General features: G+C 52.4%; 18 protein-coding genes and 2 tRNA genes. 11 read left to right on the forward strand and 9 right to left on the reverse strand.

The features are described from left to right. Positions 1–278: 278 nt before the first annotated feature. From PUV54_RS09805 to queF, 8 genes are all read right to left on the reverse strand, one after another. Entirely contained in the window at positions 279–1,145 is an 867-nt protein-coding gene (locus PUV54_RS09805; RefSeq protein WP_274492049.1) for a hypothetical protein, read from the reverse strand. An 89-nt stretch (positions 1,146–1,234) separates the two neighbouring features. After that, positions 1,235–1,310: transfer RNA gene (locus PUV54_RS09810), tRNA-Lys, on the reverse strand. A 159-nt stretch (positions 1,311–1,469) separates the two neighbouring features. Next, on the reverse strand, positions 1,470–2,597 hold the full coding sequence (tgt, locus tag PUV54_RS09815; protein ID WP_274492051.1) for a tRNA guanosine(34) transglycosylase Tgt: 1,128 nt from the start codon (positions 2,595–2,597) through the stop codon (positions 1,470–1,472). Next, positions 2,590–3,642 (reverse strand): tRNA preQ1(34) S-adenosylmethionine ribosyltransferase-isomerase QueA, encoded by a 1,053-nt coding sequence (queA, locus tag PUV54_RS09820; protein ID WP_274492052.1) that lies wholly within the window; start codon positions 3,640–3,642, stop codon positions 2,590–2,592. Before queA ends, tgt begins: the two co-directional genes overlap by 8 nt. Positions 3,643–3,684: 42 nt before the next feature. Continuing rightward, the gene (cysE, locus tag PUV54_RS09825; RefSeq protein WP_274492053.1) at positions 3,685–4,518 is read right to left on the reverse strand and encodes a serine O-acetyltransferase; all 834 of its coding nucleotides are present in this window, start codon (positions 4,516–4,518) and stop codon (positions 3,685–3,687) included. Positions 4,519–4,536: 18 nt separating this feature from the next. Beyond that, positions 4,537–5,136, reverse strand: coding sequence for an NUDIX domain-containing protein (locus tag PUV54_RS09830; RefSeq protein ID WP_274492054.1), 600 nt, complete (start codon positions 5,134–5,136; stop codon positions 4,537–4,539). Continuing rightward, positions 5,133–6,050 carry a peptidylprolyl isomerase gene (locus PUV54_RS09835; protein WP_274492055.1) on the reverse strand — a complete coding sequence of 306 codons (918 nt, stop codon included), beginning with the start codon at positions 6,048–6,050 and terminating at the stop codon, positions 5,133–5,135. Before PUV54_RS09835 ends, PUV54_RS09830 begins: the two co-directional genes overlap by 4 nt. Before the next feature lie 4 nt (positions 6,051–6,054). Continuing rightward, complete coding sequence (gene queF, locus PUV54_RS09840) at positions 6,055–6,495, reverse strand: preQ(1) synthase (RefSeq protein WP_420797955.1); 441 nt, start codon at positions 6,493–6,495, stop codon at positions 6,055–6,057. Between the two features lie 247 nt (positions 6,496–6,742). Here queF and PUV54_RS09845 point away from each other — a divergent pair. The 11 genes from PUV54_RS09845 to PUV54_RS09895 all read left to right on the forward strand — a co-directional run bounded on the left by PUV54_RS09845 (position 6,743) and on the right by PUV54_RS09895 (position 18,252). After that, positions 6,743–6,818, forward strand: a tRNA-Phe gene (locus PUV54_RS09845). Positions 6,819–6,983: 165 nt separating this feature from the next. Beyond that, a complete protein-coding gene (locus PUV54_RS09850; protein ID WP_274492057.1) occupies positions 6,984–8,177 on the forward strand; it encodes a tyrosine-type recombinase/integrase in 1,194 nt (397 codons plus the stop codon). 167 nt (positions 8,178–8,344) lie between these two features. Continuing rightward, a complete protein-coding gene (locus tag PUV54_RS09855) occupies positions 8,345–9,202 on the forward strand; it encodes a hypothetical protein (RefSeq protein WP_274492058.1) in 858 nt (285 codons plus the stop codon). A gap of 117 nt (positions 9,203–9,319) precedes the next feature. Then, complete coding sequence (locus PUV54_RS09860) at positions 9,320–9,526, forward strand: helix-turn-helix transcriptional regulator (RefSeq protein ID WP_274492059.1); 207 nt, start codon at positions 9,320–9,322, stop codon at positions 9,524–9,526. A gap of 3 nt (positions 9,527–9,529) precedes the next feature. Continuing rightward, positions 9,530–9,967 carry a helix-turn-helix domain-containing protein gene (locus PUV54_RS09865; RefSeq protein WP_274492060.1) on the forward strand — a complete coding sequence of 146 codons (438 nt, stop codon included), beginning with the start codon at positions 9,530–9,532 and terminating at the stop codon, positions 9,965–9,967. 46 nt (positions 9,968–10,013) lie between these two features. After that, complete coding sequence (locus tag PUV54_RS09870) at positions 10,014–11,099, forward strand: tyrosine-type recombinase/integrase (RefSeq protein WP_274492061.1); 1,086 nt, start codon at positions 10,014–10,016, stop codon at positions 11,097–11,099. A gap of 70 nt (positions 11,100–11,169) precedes the next feature. Beyond that, entirely contained in the window at positions 11,170–12,744 is a 1,575-nt protein-coding gene (locus tag PUV54_RS09875) for a type I restriction-modification system subunit M (protein WP_274492062.1), read from the forward strand. Next, on the forward strand, positions 12,744–13,922 hold the full coding sequence (locus tag PUV54_RS09880; RefSeq protein WP_274492063.1) for a restriction endonuclease subunit S: 1,179 nt from the start codon (positions 12,744–12,746) through the stop codon (positions 13,920–13,922). Before PUV54_RS09875 ends, PUV54_RS09880 begins: the two co-directional genes overlap by 1 nt. Positions 13,923–13,934: 12 nt before the next feature. Then, entirely contained in the window at positions 13,935–14,600 is a 666-nt protein-coding gene (locus PUV54_RS09885; RefSeq protein WP_274492064.1) for a hypothetical protein, read from the forward strand. After that, positions 14,597–17,482 carry a type I restriction endonuclease subunit R gene (locus PUV54_RS09890; RefSeq protein ID WP_274492065.1) on the forward strand — a complete coding sequence of 962 codons (2,886 nt, stop codon included), beginning with the start codon at positions 14,597–14,599 and terminating at the stop codon, positions 17,480–17,482. Before PUV54_RS09885 ends, PUV54_RS09890 begins: the two co-directional genes overlap by 4 nt. Further along, positions 17,482–18,252, forward strand: coding sequence for a RipA family octameric membrane protein (locus tag PUV54_RS09895; protein WP_274492067.1), 771 nt, complete (start codon positions 17,482–17,484; stop codon positions 18,250–18,252). Before PUV54_RS09890 ends, PUV54_RS09895 begins: the two co-directional genes overlap by 1 nt. A 174-nt stretch (positions 18,253–18,426) precedes the next feature. Here PUV54_RS09895 and PUV54_RS09900 read toward each other — a convergent pair whose 3' ends face one another. Then, a complete protein-coding gene (locus tag PUV54_RS09900; protein WP_274492068.1) occupies positions 18,427–19,851 on the reverse strand; it encodes a sodium/proline symporter in 1,425 nt (474 codons plus the stop codon). Between the last annotated feature and the right edge of the window lie 33 nt (positions 19,852–19,884).

Consider the following 19,884-nt stretch of genomic DNA (forward strand, 5'->3'; position numbering starts at 1 on the left):
CACGGAAAAATAGTTGGTGGACGGCCGTCCACCACTTTTTTAGCGGTCCTATACTCGCGGCCGTGATGAGATCAACTGACACAGTTCCATCGGCTTTTGCGTCTGCCGTGCTTACGCGTGAACAGTCCGTGTGCGCCGAAAAGGCGAGCAAAATGTTGCACAACAAATTTTTTAAAGTTGTACAACTTTCCCCGCAACGCCTTGCCCCAGGCCAAACAGAAGAGACGGGAGAGGGGCCGCTGTACAACATTATCGTGCGGCGAACGCGCGCTGAGGTTTCAGCTTCGCGCTTTCACCGCGTCATCGACGAGGGCCAGAAACGCTTCCGGGTCTTGCGCCTTTTCAAGCGCGCGGGCGGAAATGGTGACGCCCCAGTTATCGGCGATGGCTTTATAGCGGGGGAAGCGCCAGTCGATCAGGCGGGCGAACCCCCAGCGAATGAACGCATCGGGGTCGACGTCAGCTTCGGCGAGGCCGGTTTCCTTTCGGTAATCGGCCCAGACGCCGCGCAGAAAGTCCTCATTATAATACATGGGCTTCGGCGCTTTATCGAAACGGGCTTTCAGCGCATCGGCATGCGCAGCGTCGCCCTCGATATAAACGATCAGGCAGCAGCCGGAGAGGGCGGTGAGCACCGGGTCGCTCGGGTCTTCGGCGTCGACCACTTCGCAGATCGACCCGCTCGTGTCGGCGATGAAATGTTCATAGCCGTAAATCGCGCGGGCTTTTTCGATGAAGGCGCCCGTATCGTTCATGGCGCGGGTTTCAGCCTCGCGGTGCTGACGCTGGCGGCGAACATAATCGTCAAACGCGATGCCGCCTTTCGTCGGGTCGCCGGGCTTGCCGAGATAGGTTGAAAGGGGATCGAGATTGTCGAAGGTAATGTTGGAGGAAATATAGATCGAGTCAGACAACAGAAGGTCGCGCAGCAGTGGCGTCTTCATCGCCTCGCGTTTGAAATTATCGACTATCGCCTCGTCCATGTAACGGGTGCCAATGCGGTAATCGACGGAGTAATGAAACCAGCGGGCTTCCCGCCGCAAGAGTGAGGCGATGCGCGTTTTGCCGACGCCGGACATGCCAAGCACGGCGATCGGATCGCCCCGCTTGTATGTTGCTAACGCTTTTTTCGCCTGTTCAAACATCGCTGTCTCTTGCGTTCAAGGGATAGCATAAGAGCGCGAAAATCCTAGGCAGGCGTTAATGGCTGGAAGCTGCGCGTTTCGGGGAAAAGTGGTGAGCCCTGATGGATTCGAACCATCGACCTACTGATTAAAAGTCAGTTGCTCTACCAACTGAGCTAAGGGCCCACTTCAGCCCCCGAACGCGACGTCTATAAAGACTTTTCCGGCAAACAAAAGCCGCTCACGCGACAAACCGTGGAGCGGCGATACGCCTCGGAAGGCGCGGAACATAGGAGCGGGAACCGGCGCGGTCAACCGATTCGGCCGCGCAAAACGCCGCTGATTTCAAACAAGCGTTTCGCCGGTTTCGGATTTGAAGTTTTCGATATAGGCGGCGAGGCGCGCCGAGGCGATGGCTTCTCGCAGCCCAGACATAAGGTCCTGATAATATTGCAGATTGTGCCAGGTCAGCAGCATCGGCCCCAGATATTCGCCAGCCTTGAACAGGTGGTGAAGGTAGGCTTTGGAATAATCCCGGCTCGCCGGGCAGTCGCTTTCGGGATCGAGCGGTTCGGGATCTTCAGCGAAAATCGCGTTCTTGATGTTGATCGCGCCGGTTTTTGTCCACGCCTGTCCGTGCCGCCCTGACCGGGTCGGCGCGACACAGTCGAACATGTCAACGCCGCGTGCGACGGCGCCGACAATGTCCGCCGGTTTGCCGACGCCCATGAGGTAACGCGGTTTGTCAGCAGGCATGTGCGGGCAGGTGAAATCGAGAACGCGGAACATTTCCTCGCGGCCTTCGCCAACCGCAAGCCCGCCGATGGAATATCCGGGGAAATCGATTTCAATCAGCTTGTCGAGGCTTTCGCGGCGCAGGTCTTCGTAGTTGGCGCCTTGCACGATGCCGAACAGCGCCTGGCCGGGCTTGGACAGTTCTTCGAAGGCGCGTTTTGAGCGTTCCGCCCAGCGCGCCGACAGCAACATGGATTCTCGCGCCTTGTCGTGTTCGATGGGGATGGCCGGGCATTCGTCGAGCTGCATTTGAATGTCAGAACCGAGAAGACATTGAATTTCGATAGACCGTTCCGGCGTCAGCATGTGACGCGAACCGTCAATATGAGATTGAAAGGAAACCCCATCTTCCGTCAGTTTACGGAGTTTTGAAAGCGACATGACCTGAAATCCGCCAGAATCCGTGAGGATCGGACGAGACCAGTTCATGAATTGATGCAGACCGCCAAGTTTCGCCACACGCTCAGCCGTCGGGCGCAGCATCAGGTGATACGTATTGCCCAGAACAATATCAGCGCCGGTCGCGCGAACATGCTCGGGCAACATCGCCTTTACTGTTCCCGCCGTACCGACTGGCATGAAAGCAGGCGTTCTGATCTCGCCGCGCGGTGTTTTGATAACACCGGTTCGCGCGGCGCCGTCAGTGGCGTTTACAGAAAGAGAGAAAGGTTCAGTCATGGTTCAATTCTAAAAGACAAGCGTCGCCATAGGAGTAAAATCGGTACTGTTGGTCGATAGCATGAGCGTAAGCGGATTTCATTGTTTCAGTTCCCGCGAATGCGCAGACAAGCATAAACAACGTCGAACGCGGCAGGTGGAAATTCGTCATCAGCATATCGGCGCTTTTAATGCGATAGCCCGGCGTGATGAAAATATCGGTTTCGTTCGCGAACGGGCGAACAATGCCGTTTTCATCGACGGCGCTTTCCATCAGGCGCAGCGAGGTTGTTCCGACAGCGATAATGCGTCCTCCTTTGGCGCGCGTTGTATTGATAAGTTCCGACTGCTCTTGGGTGATTTCACCCCACTCGGCATGCATTTTGTGATTAGTGGTGTCTTCGACTGATACAGGCAGAAATGTTCCGGCTCCGACATGCAGGGTTATAGAAACATGCTGAATGTCATTTGCTTCAAGGTGATCGAGCAGTTGCGGCGTGAAGTGCAGGCCGGCGGTAGGGGCCGCGACGGAACCAGCCTCGTCTGCAAACATTGTCTGATAGTTTTTCCGGTCCGTTTCATTCGCCGGGCGTTTGCGGGCAATGTATGGCGGCAGCGGCATTACGCCAGCTTGTTCGAGAGCAGTCTGGAATTTTTCGGGTGCAACATTGAACGCTAATTCCGCTTCGGCGCCGTCGCGCTTTTTTACAGTGGCGGATAGCGCGTCGGAAAAAATGATGACGTCTTCGTCTTTCAACCGCTTCGCTGGTCGAACGAATGCGCGCCAGGAACCGCCGCCAAGGTCTTTATGCAAGGTCGCTTCAATAGAAACAGGTTTTCCACCGCAGCGCGCGGCACGCTTTCCAAAAAGCTGCGCCGGGATGACTTTCGTGTCGTTAGTCACGAGGAGGTCGCCGCGTTTAAGGATTGAAGGCAATTCGCGAACAACACGGTCATCAAGCCCGTTCTGACGTACATGCAGCAGGCGCGCGGAATCGCGTGGCGAGGCCGGTGTCAACGCAATGCGCTCCGGCGGCAACTCAAAATCGAAAAGGTCTACGCGCATGCTTGTCTTTCAACAGTGAAAGGCTCGTTTAGCGCGGATGGCCTAGATCGAATAGGTGTCGTAGTAAAAGTTTTGGTCCATCGTTTCCGACGGGCTTTGTTCTGCACACGCGCCCACAGGCTTTGCAGGTACGCCAGCGACTGTGCAGTGAGGTTCGACCGCTTTTAAAACAACGCTGCCGGCCGCGACCTTGGCGCCTTCGCCCACCTCGATGTTGCCCAATACTTTCGCGCCCACGCTGATGAGCGCGCCGCGGCGGATTTTCGGATGACGGTCGCCTTCATCCTTGCCTGTGCCGCCAAGCGTCACATTTTGAAGGATTGAAACATCGTCTTCTACAACCGCGGTTTCGCCAATGACGACGCCAGTTGCGTGATCGATGAATACGCCTTTGCCGATTTTCGTAGCCGGGTGAATATCGACGGCGAAAAGCTCTGACATGCGGCTTTGCAAATAAAGCGCCAGAGGCTTGCGGTCGTGACGCCATAGCCAGTTAGCGGTTTTTTGCGCCTGCAGAGCCTGATAGCCTTTGTAATAAAGAAAAGGCTGCATGTAATCGTGACATGCGGGATCGCGATTGAACGCGGCACGCAAATCGAAAAGCGCCGCTTCGACAATCTGCGGCTCGCGTTCATAAGCTTCCGCGCACACTTCTCGCCAGAGCATGGCGTTCATCTCAAGGTCGGAAAGTTTCTGCGCCAGACGATAGGAGAGGGCGGCTTTGAACGTCTCATGATTCAAGATTGTCGCGTGGAGAAAGCTGGCGAGCACAGGTTCTGACGCCGCTGCCGTTGCAGCCTCAACCCGCATGCGCGACCAGGTTTGCTCACTTGTAAGTGCGACCACGTTTGAAGAATTCGCTGAAGGCTCTGACATGAGCTTATTCTCCTATGTTCAGGCGCGTCCCGCAAGCAGATGCCCGGAAATAGGGGCTGGCGTCTCGCCTCGCAAGGCTTTGACGTGTGCGCTGAGCGTCATCACGATCGTGAGACTGTCGGTTATCTCGCCCGTCATCACCATTTCTAACAAGTCTTTATAGAAAACCCATTTTATGGTTAACGCTTCGGAAGCTTCTGGCTTGGCTTCGCCTTGTGTTAAATCCCATGCGAGAAAGCAAACTGCCCGTTCGTCAGTAACTGAGTTTGATACATCGAACGTGCTAAGTTGCTCCCATGATGCGGCAGTCAGGCCGGTTTCTTCAGTAAGTTCGCGCTTCGCTGATGCTTGAGCGGTGATATTGAGCGGACCGCCTCCTTCGGGCAGTTCCCAGCTATACCGATCAAGCGGAAAGCGGTGCTGACCGACCAGCGGAACCTTGCCGTCAGCATTAATCGGCATAACGCCAATCGCAAGGTTCTTAAACCGAACGACGCCATATTCCCCGGGAGAGCCGTCGGGATGCGTAATGCTGTGATCAACAATACTGATCCACGGGTTGTCAAAAACCGTTGATTTTGACTTTACACGCCAAGGTCCAACTTTGTCTGAGGTCACTCGCTTCCACTTCCTTGTGGCGCCTCACGAACAGGAATTGGAAGCTGGCAAATATCAATGTGTTTCGGCCTGTAGTAGAAGAATTCTTCCGGACGGTTCGCTCGCGCTTCGACAAAAGCTGCGAAACTATTGGAGTCGGATTTGAGCAGTTGAAGATGTTTTTGTTCTCCTGCGGTCAGGTCCGATCCGAGCCGCATTGAGATAATTGTGTCGCCCACATCTTCGTCTTTGCTCGCTGGCGGTACGTTACGGCGAAGCCGCTGAATATGCTCCATGCCGTCGATTACTCGTCCAAATACTGTGAGATTCCGGTCAAGGTAGCGTTGCGGCTGCAATGCGATGTAAAATTCTGTACTCGCTGAGTCGCGTTCGTTATTTCGGCCAAAAGCAAAAGCGCCAGTGCAGTGCAGATGCCATACGGTCTGCGTAGTCTGATCGAGTCCGACGGGCAGGGCGTTTGCGAACCCCACGCCGTCAGCGTAGCCGTCATCGAACGGCGATACACTGAACGATTTCGTCCGCTCGCGAAACGCTGAATAGGATTCTTCAAACTCCGCCGCGAGGCTTTCCTTGGCGTCGCCAACGCTGCGTTCTTCGAAGGGATCGCCCCCTTGCGCCACAAACCCATCAATAACCCGGTAAAAAGAAAGCCCGTCATAAAAGCCCTGGCGAGCCAGCGTTTTGATCTGAGCCACATGATTTTGCGCGAGCGTATCGGATAGTGCGACAATGGCGCGCCCCGACGCTACTTCGATATAGAGAAGGTTATCCTGTTCGAGCGTTAGCCAGTCTTTGTCCGGCGCCTCCGCAAGAATTTCAGCGGACGATTTTTTTCCTTCAAGGGCGTCAGCAAAAGCCTGCGGTTGGAAAACAGCAAGCGCTAAGAGCCCCGTTACAATTAATTTCCATGACACTGCGCTATCCTCTTCCCCGGTATGGCGGAACGCCTGTTTCCGGAACCCATAATCCCCTGGGCGGCTCACCTGTTTGATAAAAAACGTCAATAGGCATCCCGCCACGCGGATACCAATACCCGCCGATGCGCAACCATTTTGGTTTGACAGCGTCGATGACCTTCTTCGCAACCAACAGCGTGCAGTCTTCGTGAAAGGCGCCGTGATTGCGGAACGAGGTCAGAAATAGTTTTAGCGACTTTGATTCGACAATTAGTTTTGATGGTACATAGTCGATCACCAGATGGGCGAAGTCGGGCTGTCCCGTGACCGGGCAAAGGCTTGTGAACTCAGGGGCGGTGAACCGCACAAGGTAGGCTGACCCGGCGTGAGGGTTGGGCGCCGTTTCCAGCAAAGCCTCATCCGGCGAGGCCGCCGGTTTCGCCGCCGTCCCAAGCATGGTCATCTTGCGCGTTGCTGGCTTCTTAGCGATTGATTTCTTTTTGGTGCTGGATGCGGCTGGCATAATGAACCTGATGTTTTGACTTCAATAATCCAGGTGAGCGCCATCTGCAAAGTGGACGGTTTTTCCCCCTTCGCCCCATGGACAAGGCCCGGTTTTCTGGCCTATAAGCCGCGCTCCTCTTCGGACAAAACGTCTGCAGGGGGCAAGAGCGAGGCCGAACCCGGGCCCGTCTAAATCGCCTCAAAGGGCCCAGGTAGCTCAGTTGGTAGAGCAGCGGACTGAAAATCCGCGTGTCGGTGGTTCAAATCCGCCCCTGGGCACCATTCTCAAAATTTTCAACATCCAAAAACGTCCAATAACCAAATAAAAACAGTGTATTATTGCGGTTCAGCGTCCAAGGGCGTCCGACAAGGTCTCTTATAATTGGGGGTATTTGGGGGTATATTCGGGGGTATCGACGATTCAGGTGAGGAGGCGATACCCCCAAAATGCTTACAGCGCTCGCAATCAAGAACGCCGCCCCGCAGCCCAAGGCCTACAAGCTCTTCGATGGCGGCGGACTGCACCTCATTATCAATCCAAACGGCTCGAAACTCTGGCGGCTCAAGTACCGGCATCTCGGAAAGGAAAAGCTGATTTCATTCGGGCCGTATCCCGATGTCAGTCTCGTCAAAGCGCGGAAGGCGCGCGAGGAAGCGCGGGAACTGATCGCCGAAGGGTTGGACCCGGCCGAACAACGCCGCGAAGCGCGCGAAAGAGAGTTGCAGACTCGAGAGAGGACCTTTCAACGGCTGGTCGATGATTTCCTTCAAAAACAGGAGCGGGAAGGTCGGGCGGAATCGACCCTCAAGAAGAACCGATGGTTGCTTGGCATGGCTTGCGATGAATTCGGCGAAATGCCCGTAGTCGAGATTAAGGCGCCGGTGATCTTAAAGGCGCTACGGAAAATTGAAGCGCGTGGGACGTATGAAACCGCGCGACGCATGAAAATCATCGTCGGTTCAGTTCTGCGCTACGGGATTTCGTGCGGCTGGATTGATGCGGACCCGACGCCAGCATTGAACGGCGCTCTGACGCAGCCACCGCAAAAGCCCCGCGCTGCAATTACTGACCCGGAAAAGCTCGGTGGATTATTGCGTGCGATCGATGCGTATGAAGGGCAAGCGTCTACACGGATAGGGTTGCAGCTACTTGCTCTACTATATCCGCGCCCCGGAGAACTAAGACAGGCGCGGTGGAACGAATTCGATTTCAGTAAAGCCGTTTGGACAATCCCGGCCGAACGGGCGAAAACGCGGCGCCCTCACCGCGTGCCGCTTCCGAAAGCCGCGGTGGCGAAGCTCAAAGAATTAAATGCGCTGACGGGCTCTGGCGATTTAATTCTTCCGTCGCTGCGCTCAGTAAAAAGGCCGGTGAGCGACGCTACTTTTACGGCTGCCTTGCGGCGCATGGGTTTCGCAAAGGAAGAAATGACGGCGCACGGGTTTCGCGCGACCTTTTCCACTTTGGCAAACGAATCTGGCCTTTGGAATCCCGACGCAATCGAACGCGCGCTTGCTCATGTGGAGGGTAATGCTGTCCGCGCCGCCTATGCCCGCAGCGAATTCTGGGATGAGCGGGTTACGATGGCGGAATGGTGGGCTGAAAAACTAATGAATCTGTGCAATTCCGGCCAAAGGTGAGCGCAACGCCGAACTTGAATTTTTTGACTGGTTTTCCCCAACGCTCGGCGAATCATCCGTTTTGGCGCTATTTTATCCGTAATTGTACGGCTAGGGGCAAAGCGTTCCGGTAGTGGTCCGAAGCGAAGGGAGGTGGCGGTCGTACGCAACGAAGCGGACTTGCGACGATGACGACCAAAAATGCTTTTTCTGAATTCGTAAACGACGATGCGCCAGAGCCAGCGCCTTCCCCTTGGCTTAACAACACTGACAATCAGTTTTTAACTCGTAAAAGCGCCTTGCATTGGGCACGGCACGATTACTGGCGGCTTTGGGAAGCCATGTTGCTCATTCTTGGCCTTAGCCCAGAATACTATTCCCGATACGATTCTCATTACAATAAGAAACAGTCCACTTCATCGTTAAACACCGGCCTCGGTAGCCTTTTGCAACTAAGCAAACTGGATATGGCTTTAGAGCGATATTGCGCTCTTTCTTCGAGCGATAAGCTTAACGATTGGCTGTATCTCTACGACATCCTTCAAAGGTCGGATCAGTTCAAGGAAGAGCAAATTAGACCAACTGAATTTATCGCGTGGGCGAAACTCAAGCATCTCGAGGTCAATAATCTAATCGAAGAAGCGGTCACCACAATTTGCGGACCGTTGCCCATTTGGGGTTATGAAAAAATTGGCTTTCTGGATGAGGCAGGCAATTTGGAAGAGGGCCTTGACGGACCGAAATGGCTGCGCGGCGTAGCGCGGCTGGAAAAGCCCGACAATGACGATAAACCGAAATCGCCAGAGAATGCTAAGGCGAAGCCGCCTGCAGATTTGCAAGGTGAATTAAAACCAAAAGAACGGGACAGCCTGCTCAAGCTCGTGATCGGCATGGCGGTTGAGCAATATGGATATACTCCCGATTCTTCCCGTAACGCAGCCACTAAACACATAGAAACGGATTTGCGCGCGCATGGTGTTCCCCTCGACCGTAACACGATTTTGAAATGGCTGCGGGAAGGGGCGGAATTACTGCCCAAAGCTTGAGAGTTATCGGAATTACGATAACCACCGTTGAATTCATGCAGTCTGTAGCGGAATTCGCCCCCAAACATTCACGGACATATTAGACCGTCTCCGTTTTCAAATAGACGGAGTTATAACGTGTCGAATACAATCAACTTCCCCGAAACAGGATTTGTCCGGCTTAATCAAATCCTGGCGCCGCGCGGACCTATTCCGGTCTCTAAGTCCACCTGGTGGGCAGGCGTCAAGGAGGGCCGGTTTCCTCAGCCGCAAAAGCTCGGGCCGCGCACGACGGTCTGGCGCGCCGAGGACATCCGGGCACTTTACGAAACCGGGGCGTCTTAATCGATGGTGCGCCGCATCAAATGGCGGTCCGTTCATGCGCATCTCAACTACGAAGTGGCTGAGCTGGCGAAAGCGGTCGGCGTATGCCGTTCAACAGTACGAAACTGGATTCGAGACGGCCTGCTGCCGGTCATCGAAGATCAACGACCACAGCTAATCGTCGGTGAAGATTTCAAGCGGTGGTATCAGCAACGGCTCAATTCGCGAAAACGGTCTTGCTGCCCTGGCGAAATGTTCTGCATGAAATGCCGTCGCCCGCGGGCGCCTGCGCTCGGCATGGTTGACTACGTTTTCAATAGCAAAGCGGCCGGATCACTCACCGCGCTTTGCAGCGTTTGCGAAAGTCCCATGTTTCGCGCCTGCGGATTGGACCGTATCGGACAAACCATGCCCAGCATTCACGTATCAATTTGCGATAGAGGCGCCGACACTAAGCGGTAGCGCACAACGCCTCTTATTTTGATACTTTAACTAGGACTAATTCATCATGCCAAAACGCAATCCCGAAAACGAACGCATCAAGCGCCGCTACATCCAGCATCTACAGCGCGCAAGAGGATACAGCGAAGCAACCATTTTGACAGCCGCGGCCTCGATTGACCGCTTCATTGCCATGAATGGGCACAAGTCGCTGAAGAAATTCCATATTCAGCAGGCGGTGGCGTTTCGGGAGCGATTCGAAGAAGAAACAAACCCGAAGACCGGAAAGCTCCTGAGCAAATCGACGATCTCGACAACGCTGAAGGCGCTGCGCGATTTCTTCACATGGCTCGCCGAGCAGCCGGGATATAAATCCCGAATCAAATTCAGCGACGCTGCGTATTTCACGCCGAGCCTGCATGATGAGCGGATTGCACGTTCAACCCGGCGCCAGTTCATCCCCACCCTCGCGCAAATTCACAAGGTCATCCATGGCATGCCGACCTCGACGATTGTCGAGCGTCGCAATCGTGCGCTGATCGCCCTGACGATCCTGGTGTCGCCGCGAGACGGCGCCGCCGCGTCGCTGCGGCTCAAACATATCGATATGGAAAAGCGCGTGGTTTTTCAGGACGGCGCCGAGGTCAACACGAAGTTTCGTAAAACCATCAAGGCGGGGTTCTATCCCATTGGCGGGGATGCAGAGCAGTTTGTCGCCGAATGGGTTGCGGAGCTGCGCGATGATCTCGGTTTTGGCCCTGACGATCCGCTTTTTCCCAAGACCAAGCGCTCGCTCGATAGGGACGGCAGATTCGAGTATGTGGCGCTGGACCGCGCGCCCTGGCGCAATACCGCATCAATTCGGAAGGTATTTCGCAAAGCTTTCGAATCAGTCGGACTTCCCTACGCCAGCCCGCACAGCTTCCGCCATACGCTCGGGCGGCTCGCTTTTGAGAAAAACCTCACCATCGCCCAGCTGAAAGCCTGGAGCCAAAATCTCGGTCATGAGGAAATCATGACCACCGCCACCAATTACGCGAAAATGAGCGAAGACGAGCAGTTGCAGGTACTCGCGAGCATTGGCGAAGGGGATCGACGGGGCGATGATCAAGACGTTATCAAGGAACTCAAGAAGCTGGCCGCTCGCTATTGAACCGCGTGCGTCGTGCTGCGGATCGCGCTAAACAGTTCGAATCGCATACCGAGAGCAGACTAGGGGCGAAATGACCGAAGAACAAAAGCGAAAGCTGGAATCGTACCTGTGGAATATCGCCGACGCCTTGCGCGGCAAGATGCACGCCGACGAGTTCCGCGACTACATTCTCGGCTTCATCTTCTACAAATACCTCTCCGAAAAGCTGTATCTCTATGCGAACGCGATCCTCTCTGAGGACGGAGTCGATTTCCTTTCTATCGATGAGAAAAGCGACGAAGGCAACGAGTATCTAGAGGCGATCAAGGAAGACGCCGTTCTCCAGCTAGGATATTTCCTGAAGCCGTCCGAGCTATTCAGCGAAGTCGCAAAACGCGGCGCAGCGAAGGAAGAAGAAGGCGCATCGAATTTCATACTCGACGACCTGACGCGCATCCTTAATAATATTGAACGCTCGACGATGGGCACGGAAAGTGAAGACGATTTCATCGCGCTTTTTGAAGACCTCGATCTCACCTCGACAAAGCTCGGCCGCACAGAAAAAGCGAAGAACGAGCTAATCGTCAAAATTTTGGTCGAGTTGAACAAGATCGATTTCGAACTCGATAAAGTCGATTCCGACGTTCTCGGCGACGCTTATGAATATCTGATCGGCAAATTCGCCGCTGGCGCCGGAAAGAAGGCGGGCGAATTTTACACGCCGCAATCGGTCTCAACCATTCTTGCGAAGCTCGTCACCACCGGCAAGACGAAGCTGAAATCGGTTTATGATCCGACCTGCGGTTCCGGTTCGCTGCTCTTGCGCGTTTCGAAGGAAGTGAAGGAAGTCTCCGCCTATTACGGGCAGGAGATGAACCGCACGACCTACAACCTCGCGCGGATGAACATGATTTTGCATGACGTGCACTACCGCAAGTTTGATTTGCGTCAGGAAGACACGCTCGAACACCCGCAACACCTGGAAGAGCGATTTGAAGCGGTGGTCGCTAATCCGCCCTTTTCGGCGAAGTGGAGCGCCAACAAGATATTCGAAAGCGACGACCGCTTTTCCCAATATGGCCGCCTCGCGCCGTCATCAAAGGCGGATTTCGCCTTTGTCCAGCACATGCTTTACCATCTCGACGATAACGGCCAGATGGCGGTGGTGTTGCCGCATGGCGTCCTTTTTCGCGGCGGGGCGGAAGGGCATATCAGGCGCTTTCTGATCGAAGATCGCAACTGGCTCGACGCGGTCATCGGGCTGCCCGCAAACATTTTCTACGGTACATCGATCCCAACCTGCGTTCTCGTCTTCAAGAAATGCCGCGAGCATCCAGACGATATTCTGTTCATCGATGCCAGCGCGCATTTTGAAAAGCAGAAAAACCAGAATCATCTCCGCAAGAAAGATATTAAGAGCATCATCGACACATATCGTGTGCGTGAGCCAAAGGAAAAACTCTCTTATGTGGCGCCGCTTTCGGAAATCGAAGAAAACGATTTCAACCTCAATATCCCGCGATATGTAGATACGTTTGAGGAAGAAGAACCGGTCGATCTTCAAGCCGTTGTTCGGGAGCTGAAAGATCTCGAAGAGAACATGGCGGAAGCCGACGAGGCGATCCGCAAATTTTGCCAGGAACTCGGCATCGAGGCGCCGGTCTAATGGCGGCCAAGGCGATAGAAAAGCGCATTCCGAAACTCCGGTTTCCAGAGTTTGATGAAGAGTGGAGTGCGCGACCTCTCAAGTCGTTTGGCGAGCTAAAAAACGGCCACAACGCGGAAAAAGGTGATTATGGTACGGGTACGCCTTTTATCAATTTGATGGATATTTTTGGGATTGAATTTTTAGACACTGTGAGCAATCTCGGGCTCGTTAAAACTTCCTCAAAAGATTTGCATACATACAATATCGAATACGGCGATGTGCTGTTTGTGCGTAGTAGCGTAAAAAGAAAGGGCGTTGGACAGGCCTGCGTGGTAATGACTGACAAAAGCGGTATTGTGTTCAGTGGATTCATCATAAGGTACCGACCAAAGCCTGCCACTTTGGATGCAAAGTTTAGCGGCTATGTGTTCAATTCAGAAACCGTTCGTAAAAAAATCCTTAGTCTCGCCACATCAAGCGCAAACACAAATATCAACCAAGAGTCACTCGGAGAGTTGGCACCCTTTGTGCCGGAGCTTCCTGAACAAAAGAAAATTGCGTCTTTCTTGGGGGCGGTGGATGACAAGTTGCGAGCCTTGCGCAAAAAGCGCGACCTCCTCGCCGACTACAAGCGCGGCGTTATGCAACAAATATTCTCTCAAGAAATCCGTTTCACGCGCGACGACGGCTCTTCGTTCCCGGATTGGGAGGAGAAGAAGTTAGCAAACCTACTCACTGTCCAGTATGGAAAAGACCATAAGGAATTACCGAAAGGAGACATTCCAGTTCTGGGCACGGGTGGAATAATCCGCCATGTTAACCAATCGCTTCATGACGGTCCATCAGTACTGATTGGAAGAAAAGGAACTATTGACCAGCCACGTTTCGTGACTTCGCCTTTCTGGACGGTGGATACACTTTTTTATTCAAATATTTCCCGAGGGTACGTACCATATTTCGTGTACCTTGTTGTCAAGGCAGTAAATTGGCTCAGATTCAATGAGGCAACTGGAGTGCCGAGCTTGAGCGCATCAGCCATTCATGGCGTCAACGTTCTCGTCCCACCCAGCAATGATGAACAACAAAAAATCGCTGATTTCCTCTCCACCATCGACGCCAAAATCGAGGCCGTCGCAGACCAAATCGCCGCCATGGAATCCTTCAAAAAAGGCCTGTTGCAGCAGATGTTTGTTTAGAATGACGGTATCATGCAAAGTATTAAAGATTTGATAGACGATTATGCGGATGAATATCCTCACCTCGCATACTACCACAAGCTTATTGAAACCGCTGAAGAAAACTTGCGTGAGCACCCAGACATTACGATAGAAACCTGCAAAAGCCTTATTGAAGGCGTATGCAAGACAATTTTAAAATCGCTTGATAATGCGTTCGACGAGAAAGTCGTCGAAGGTATGAAACCTAAGCAATTAGTCGAACGAACGTTTGACGACTTATCACGTTACGACGAGTCGGTTGAAATCGGTTTTACGTCACAATTTGCAAGCCTAGTTCAAGAAATGAACCTGATAAGAAATCGCCGCGGAGATATTTCCCATGGAAGATCTGCTCCCAAAACCGATGTAAGTAGCTCGGGCTTTTCAGAGTTTATCCTTCGCATGACTGAAAACTCGGTCTTCTATATGCTGAATATTTTTTGCAATATTGATCTTTCGGAGCAAAAACCAATCGAATACGAAGAGCAGAAAAACTTCAACGCCTATCTGGACGACGAAATTTCAATTGCGCTCGGAGAGCACGCAGAGGGTTTGGATATTTGCTATAGCCGCGCTCTGTATGATCAAGAGCCAGTCACTTACGAAGAGCGACTTCGGAATTACAAGTCAGAGATAGAAGAATCAGACGAAGAATGACCACACAACCTGAACAGGTTCTTGAAGACAATCTCGTCGAGCAACTGGAAACGCTCGGCTATGATCGGGTAACGATTCGCGACGAGAATGACTTGATCGCCAATCTCAAAACCCAGATCGAAAAACACAACAAGGTCACGCTCTCCGATACGGAATTCGAGCGTGTCCTCAATTATCTCGACAAGGGTAACGTTTTTAAGCGCGCAAAAACCTTGCGGGACAAGTTTCACCTGAACCGCGATGACGGCTCCAGCCTTTACCTTGAATTTCTCAATATGGAGCACTGGTGCCGTAATGAGTATCAGGTAACGCAGCAGATCAGCGTCGAGGGCGCCTACAAGAATCGTTATGACGTAACATTGCTCGTCAACGGCCTGCCGCTCGTCCAAATCGAATTAAAGCGGCGCGGGCTGGAGCTGAAGGAAGCATTCAATCAGGTCAATCGCTATCAGCGGCACTCCTATTGGGCGGGGAATGCACTTTTCAACTATGTCCAGATTTTTGTTATTTCAAACGGCGTCAATACGAAATACTACGCCAACAACCGGCGTCAAACGTTCAAACAGACATTCTTTTGGGCGGATCGCGACAATAACCTGATCACGCAGCTCCATGAATTCGCCGAGGCGTTTCTGGAGAAGTGTCACCTCTCCAAGATGATCTGCAAATACACCGTGCTGCATGAATCCGATAAGGTGCTGATGGTGTTGCGGCCGTATCAGTACTACGCAGTGGAAGCGCTGATCGACCGCGTCAAGAACACCGAAAAGAACGGCTATATCTGGCACACGACCGGCTCCGGCAAGACGCTGACGAGTTTTAAGGCGGCGCAAATTCTCGATGATCTGCCGAGTGTCGAGAAGGTTGTTTTCTGCGTTGATCGCGCCGACCTCGATTACCAGACAACGCGCGAGTTCAACTACTTTTCTGAAGGCAGCGTTGACGGTACAGACAATACGAAAAAGCTCGTTGACCAACTCACAGACGAAACCAAACTAATCGTCACGACAATCCAGAAACTCAATACTGCAATCCACAACAGGCGCTACCAGGACCGAATGGTGCCGCTCGCTGACAAGCGCGTGATTTTCATTTTCGATGAATGTCACCGCTCGCAATTCGGCGAGACGCACAAGCGTATCAAGAACTTTTTCAATCGCGCGCAGATGTTCGGGTTTACCGGCACGCCGATTTTTGCGGACAACGCCGTGCGGAATATTCATGGCAAACGAACGACGAAAGACCTATTCGACGACTGCCTTCATAAATACGTCATTACGAACGCGATCAGCGATGAAAATGTCCTGAAATTTTCGGTTGAATATTGGGGCAAGCTGAAACGCCGCAATGGCAAGCTGATCGATGAGGAAGTCGCCGGGATCGACACCAAAGAGTTTTTCGAAAGCGACGACCGGATTGAAGGCGTTGTCGATTGGATCATCGCCAACCATGACCGCAAAACGCACAGCCGGGATTTCACGGCGATGTTCTGCGTCGGCAGCGTCGATGGGCTGATCAAATATTACGAGACATTCAAAGCCAAGAAAGAAACAGGCAAACACAATTTACGCGTGGTGACGATTTTCACCTACGCCGCCAATGAAGACGACGCCGATGCGGATGGGAACATCGCCGAACCGGATTTCGACATCCGCACGGATGAGCTGGTCAATAAGCATTCACGTGACAAGCTCAACGACTTCATCGAAGACTATAACGCCATGTACGGCGTCAGGCATTCGGCGAAAGATTCAAAGGCGTTTTATACCTATTACAAAGACATCGCGAAGCGCATCAAGGAGCGGGAAAAAGACGGGTTCAACGATAAAGACCGCGTCGATATTCTCCTCGTCGTCAACATGTATTTGACGGGCTTTGACGCCAAGAAGGTCAACACGCTTTATGTTGATAAGAACCTCAAATATCATGGGCTGATTCAGGCGTTTTCGCGAACGAACCGGACGCTGGGCGAATTAAAATCGCACGGGAATATCGTCTGTTTCCGAAACCTGAAGGACAAGACCGATCAAGCGATTGCGCTCTTTTCAAATCCGGAAGCGCGCGAAATCATTCTGATGGAGCCCTATGGCGATTATGTCGATCAGTTCAACGAAGCGTTGACGCTTTTGCTCTCGATTGCGCCGACCGTGGATAGCGTCAACGAGCTACCGAGTGAAAAAGAAGAACTCGCCTTTGTTAAGGCTTTTCGGAATCTGATCAGGCTGAAGAATATTCTTGGCGGATTTTCAGACTTCACCTTTGACGATCTCGACATCGATGAGCAGGCGTTCGAAGACTACAAGAGCAAGTATCTCGATATATACGACAAGACGCGTCAGGGTGAGGAGGGCGAAAAATCCTCGATCATCAACGACATTGATTTTGAGCTGGAGCTGATCCAACGCGACGAAATCAACGTCGCCTACATTCTGGAGCTGCTGGCTGATTTGCACGCCACAAGCCAGAAAAAAGACACCAAAGGCAAATCGGACGCGGAGGAGAAGCGCAAAGCGATCAGCGATCTTTTAGGCTCCGAAGCGCAGCTGCGCAGCAAGAAAGAATTGATCGAGCGGTTCATCGCTGAATTCATGCCGAAAGTGAAGCCGGGCGAGGATGTTCGGCAAGCCTTCAAGGACTATTGGTCAACGGAACGGATGGATTCTCTTGAGGCGCTTTGCGCTGAAGAAGGGCTTCACCGCGACAAGCTCGAAGACATTATCGAGGCCTATCACTTTACCAACAGAGAGCCGTTACGCGATACGGTCGTCGAAGCGCTTGTCGAAAAACCGAAGGTCTTGCAACGCAAAAAAATTGTCGAGCGTGTGACCGAGAAAATTCTCGCACTGGTGCGGAAATTCGACGACGACATGGGGGATGTGTGATGTTTGAATGGGTACGGACCGCATTAAAGTGTATTCCGAAAATTGCAAAGAAGGTACAAAGATTTTTCTTTCGAAAAGACGATTATTCAGGATTGATTCCTCTAACTGAGAGAGAGTACGAAGAACGATTTCAAAAATTGTCGGACGAACAGCGGTTGCGTGCGTTTGAGATGGTACTCGATACGCGAAAATTTGAAATTGAAATGTATTGGAAGCGTGCAACCTATTTTTGGGCATTTATTGCGAGTGCATTTGCGGGGTATATATTCTTGGTTCGCGCCGGGGCAGAAAATCAATTTTTTGGACTCGTAGTAATTTGTATCGGCTTAGTGCTTTCCTTTGCGTGGCTCTTCACAAATTTGGGAAGCAAAACTTGGCAAAGGCATTGGGAAAAACATCTCGATCTACTGGAAGATCAGTTTGTTGGCCCTCTTTACAAGACAGTGAATTCACGAAAAACTTTCTCAGTTTCAAAAATCAATGGGATCGTAAGCGGCGTCTTTTGCGCGGCATGGGTATTGATGGGTATCGATCACCTGCAGAAAAATGGAAGTTTATATCTAAGCTTTGATATTGGAGATGCTGATTTTCTTATTTGGATTGCACTGCTTGGGGCGTTTGCAGCGATATTTGCTATGGTTTTTGGTTATGGGAGGGGTAGGTTCGGACTGCAGCAAACGCAGATGTTCAAGCGGATCGTGAAATATCAGGAAGTTGATGAGGTTTTAAAACTAAAGATGAAATTTGAAGAGCACGATAAATCGAAGTAATATAAAATTCTTACTCAGCTGGTGTTTCAATCAAGCATAGCGGTTTGTGAGTGGGGGTATGATTGGGGGTATCAATATTTTTTGAATTGGAAAATAATGATTAAATCAATTAGATAGTACTGTTTTCCCATTCCGCCCCTGGCACCATTCTCAAAAAGGCGGCCATCAGCCAACTTACCTACTAGAAATGTTTACTCTTCCAGGTTTATTGCTCGTCGTCGATGTAATGAGCGCAACAGCAAGCCCTGCCAGTATCCCTGGCATGCCTTCGTAGACGTCATTGTGAAGGTCAAAATAACGCCAGGTGAGGGCGGTCGCGATACCAACGGCAAGCGCCATGATGGCGCCATTCTCGGATATTCGGCGCCGCATGGCGTATATAATGAGCAGTGGCGCAAAGGCTGAAGCAAGCGTAGACCAAGCGAGGATGACAAGATTGAACACGCTGCGCGTTTCGGTGATCGCGATCACAAGTGCCAGCGCCGTCACAAAGGCTGTCGCCAGTTTCAGTTTCCAGGTTTTCTCCTGACGCTCTGGCATCAAGTCGTGTGTGATCGCTGCAGAGCAACTGAGAACTAGCGAATCTGCGGTAGACATGGTTGCGGCGAAAATGCCGGCGAGAATCATGCCGACGAAGACACTAGGCAGCAATTCACGCGCCATAGTAGGCAAAGCAAGCTCAGGGTCGAGATCGCCAAGTTCTGGGAGGTAAAGGCGGGACAGCATTCCAACGCCCGTCGCAAGCGCGTAAAACAGAGTGAAGTATCCATAATACCATGCGCGAGCTCGGGTCATGTTGGAAGGCTTGTCCAGCGACATGAACCTGACCATGACGTGCGGTTGCCCGATGACTGATAGGCCTGCAAACATCCAACCGATTACAAACAGCGCCATGCCTGTAATGCCGGGAAAGGCAAGATCAGCAGGAAACCAGTTCAGGAATTCAGGTACTTCGGACATGGATTGAATAGTCGCCCCCAAGCCGCCCAAACCCATTACGCCGACCACGAACAAGACAGACATCGCGCCCAGCATCACCAAAGACTGAACCGCATCGGTCCAGATTGAAGCGCGGATGCCGCCTGCGGCGCTGTAAGCGAGTATCATTGCAGCGACGACCACTGCGCCAGCCTTTGGGTTCCAATCGAGCACGCCCTGCAGCGCCTTGCCTCCCGCGCTGATCTGCGCGGCGGCGTAAGCGCCAAGAAATACAACCATGATAATCGCTGCAATACGCCGCCAAATAGCGAATTCTTCATTATTCCAGCGTGCCAAAACAGCGGCGAAAGAAGCCTCTTTTGTTCGCGCAGTTGCCTCGCGAAGGCGTTGATGAATGAACCCTGACGCAAGAAAATCGCCTAATATCCAACCGATCATGAGCCAGATTGCCGCCAGGCCTGTCGCATAGGTATAGCCAATTACCCCGATAAACATGTAACCAGAATTGTTGGTGGCGACTGCGGAGAGCCCGGCCAGCCAAGGAGACACTTCGTTCCCTGCAAGGTAATAGTCTGTACGTGATTTTTTTGCGCGAAAAGCTGATGCTAGGCCAACCGCTAAAAATAGAAAAAGGAACCCTAGAAAACTGACGACAATCATCGGTATTCCTTTTGCAGAGTGCTTGGTATTTTA

The sequence above is a fragment of the Hyphococcus flavus genome (assembly GCF_028748065.1).
In the GTDB taxonomy this organism is placed as follows: Bacteria; Pseudomonadota; Alphaproteobacteria; order Caulobacterales; family Parvularculaceae; genus Hyphococcus; species Hyphococcus flavus.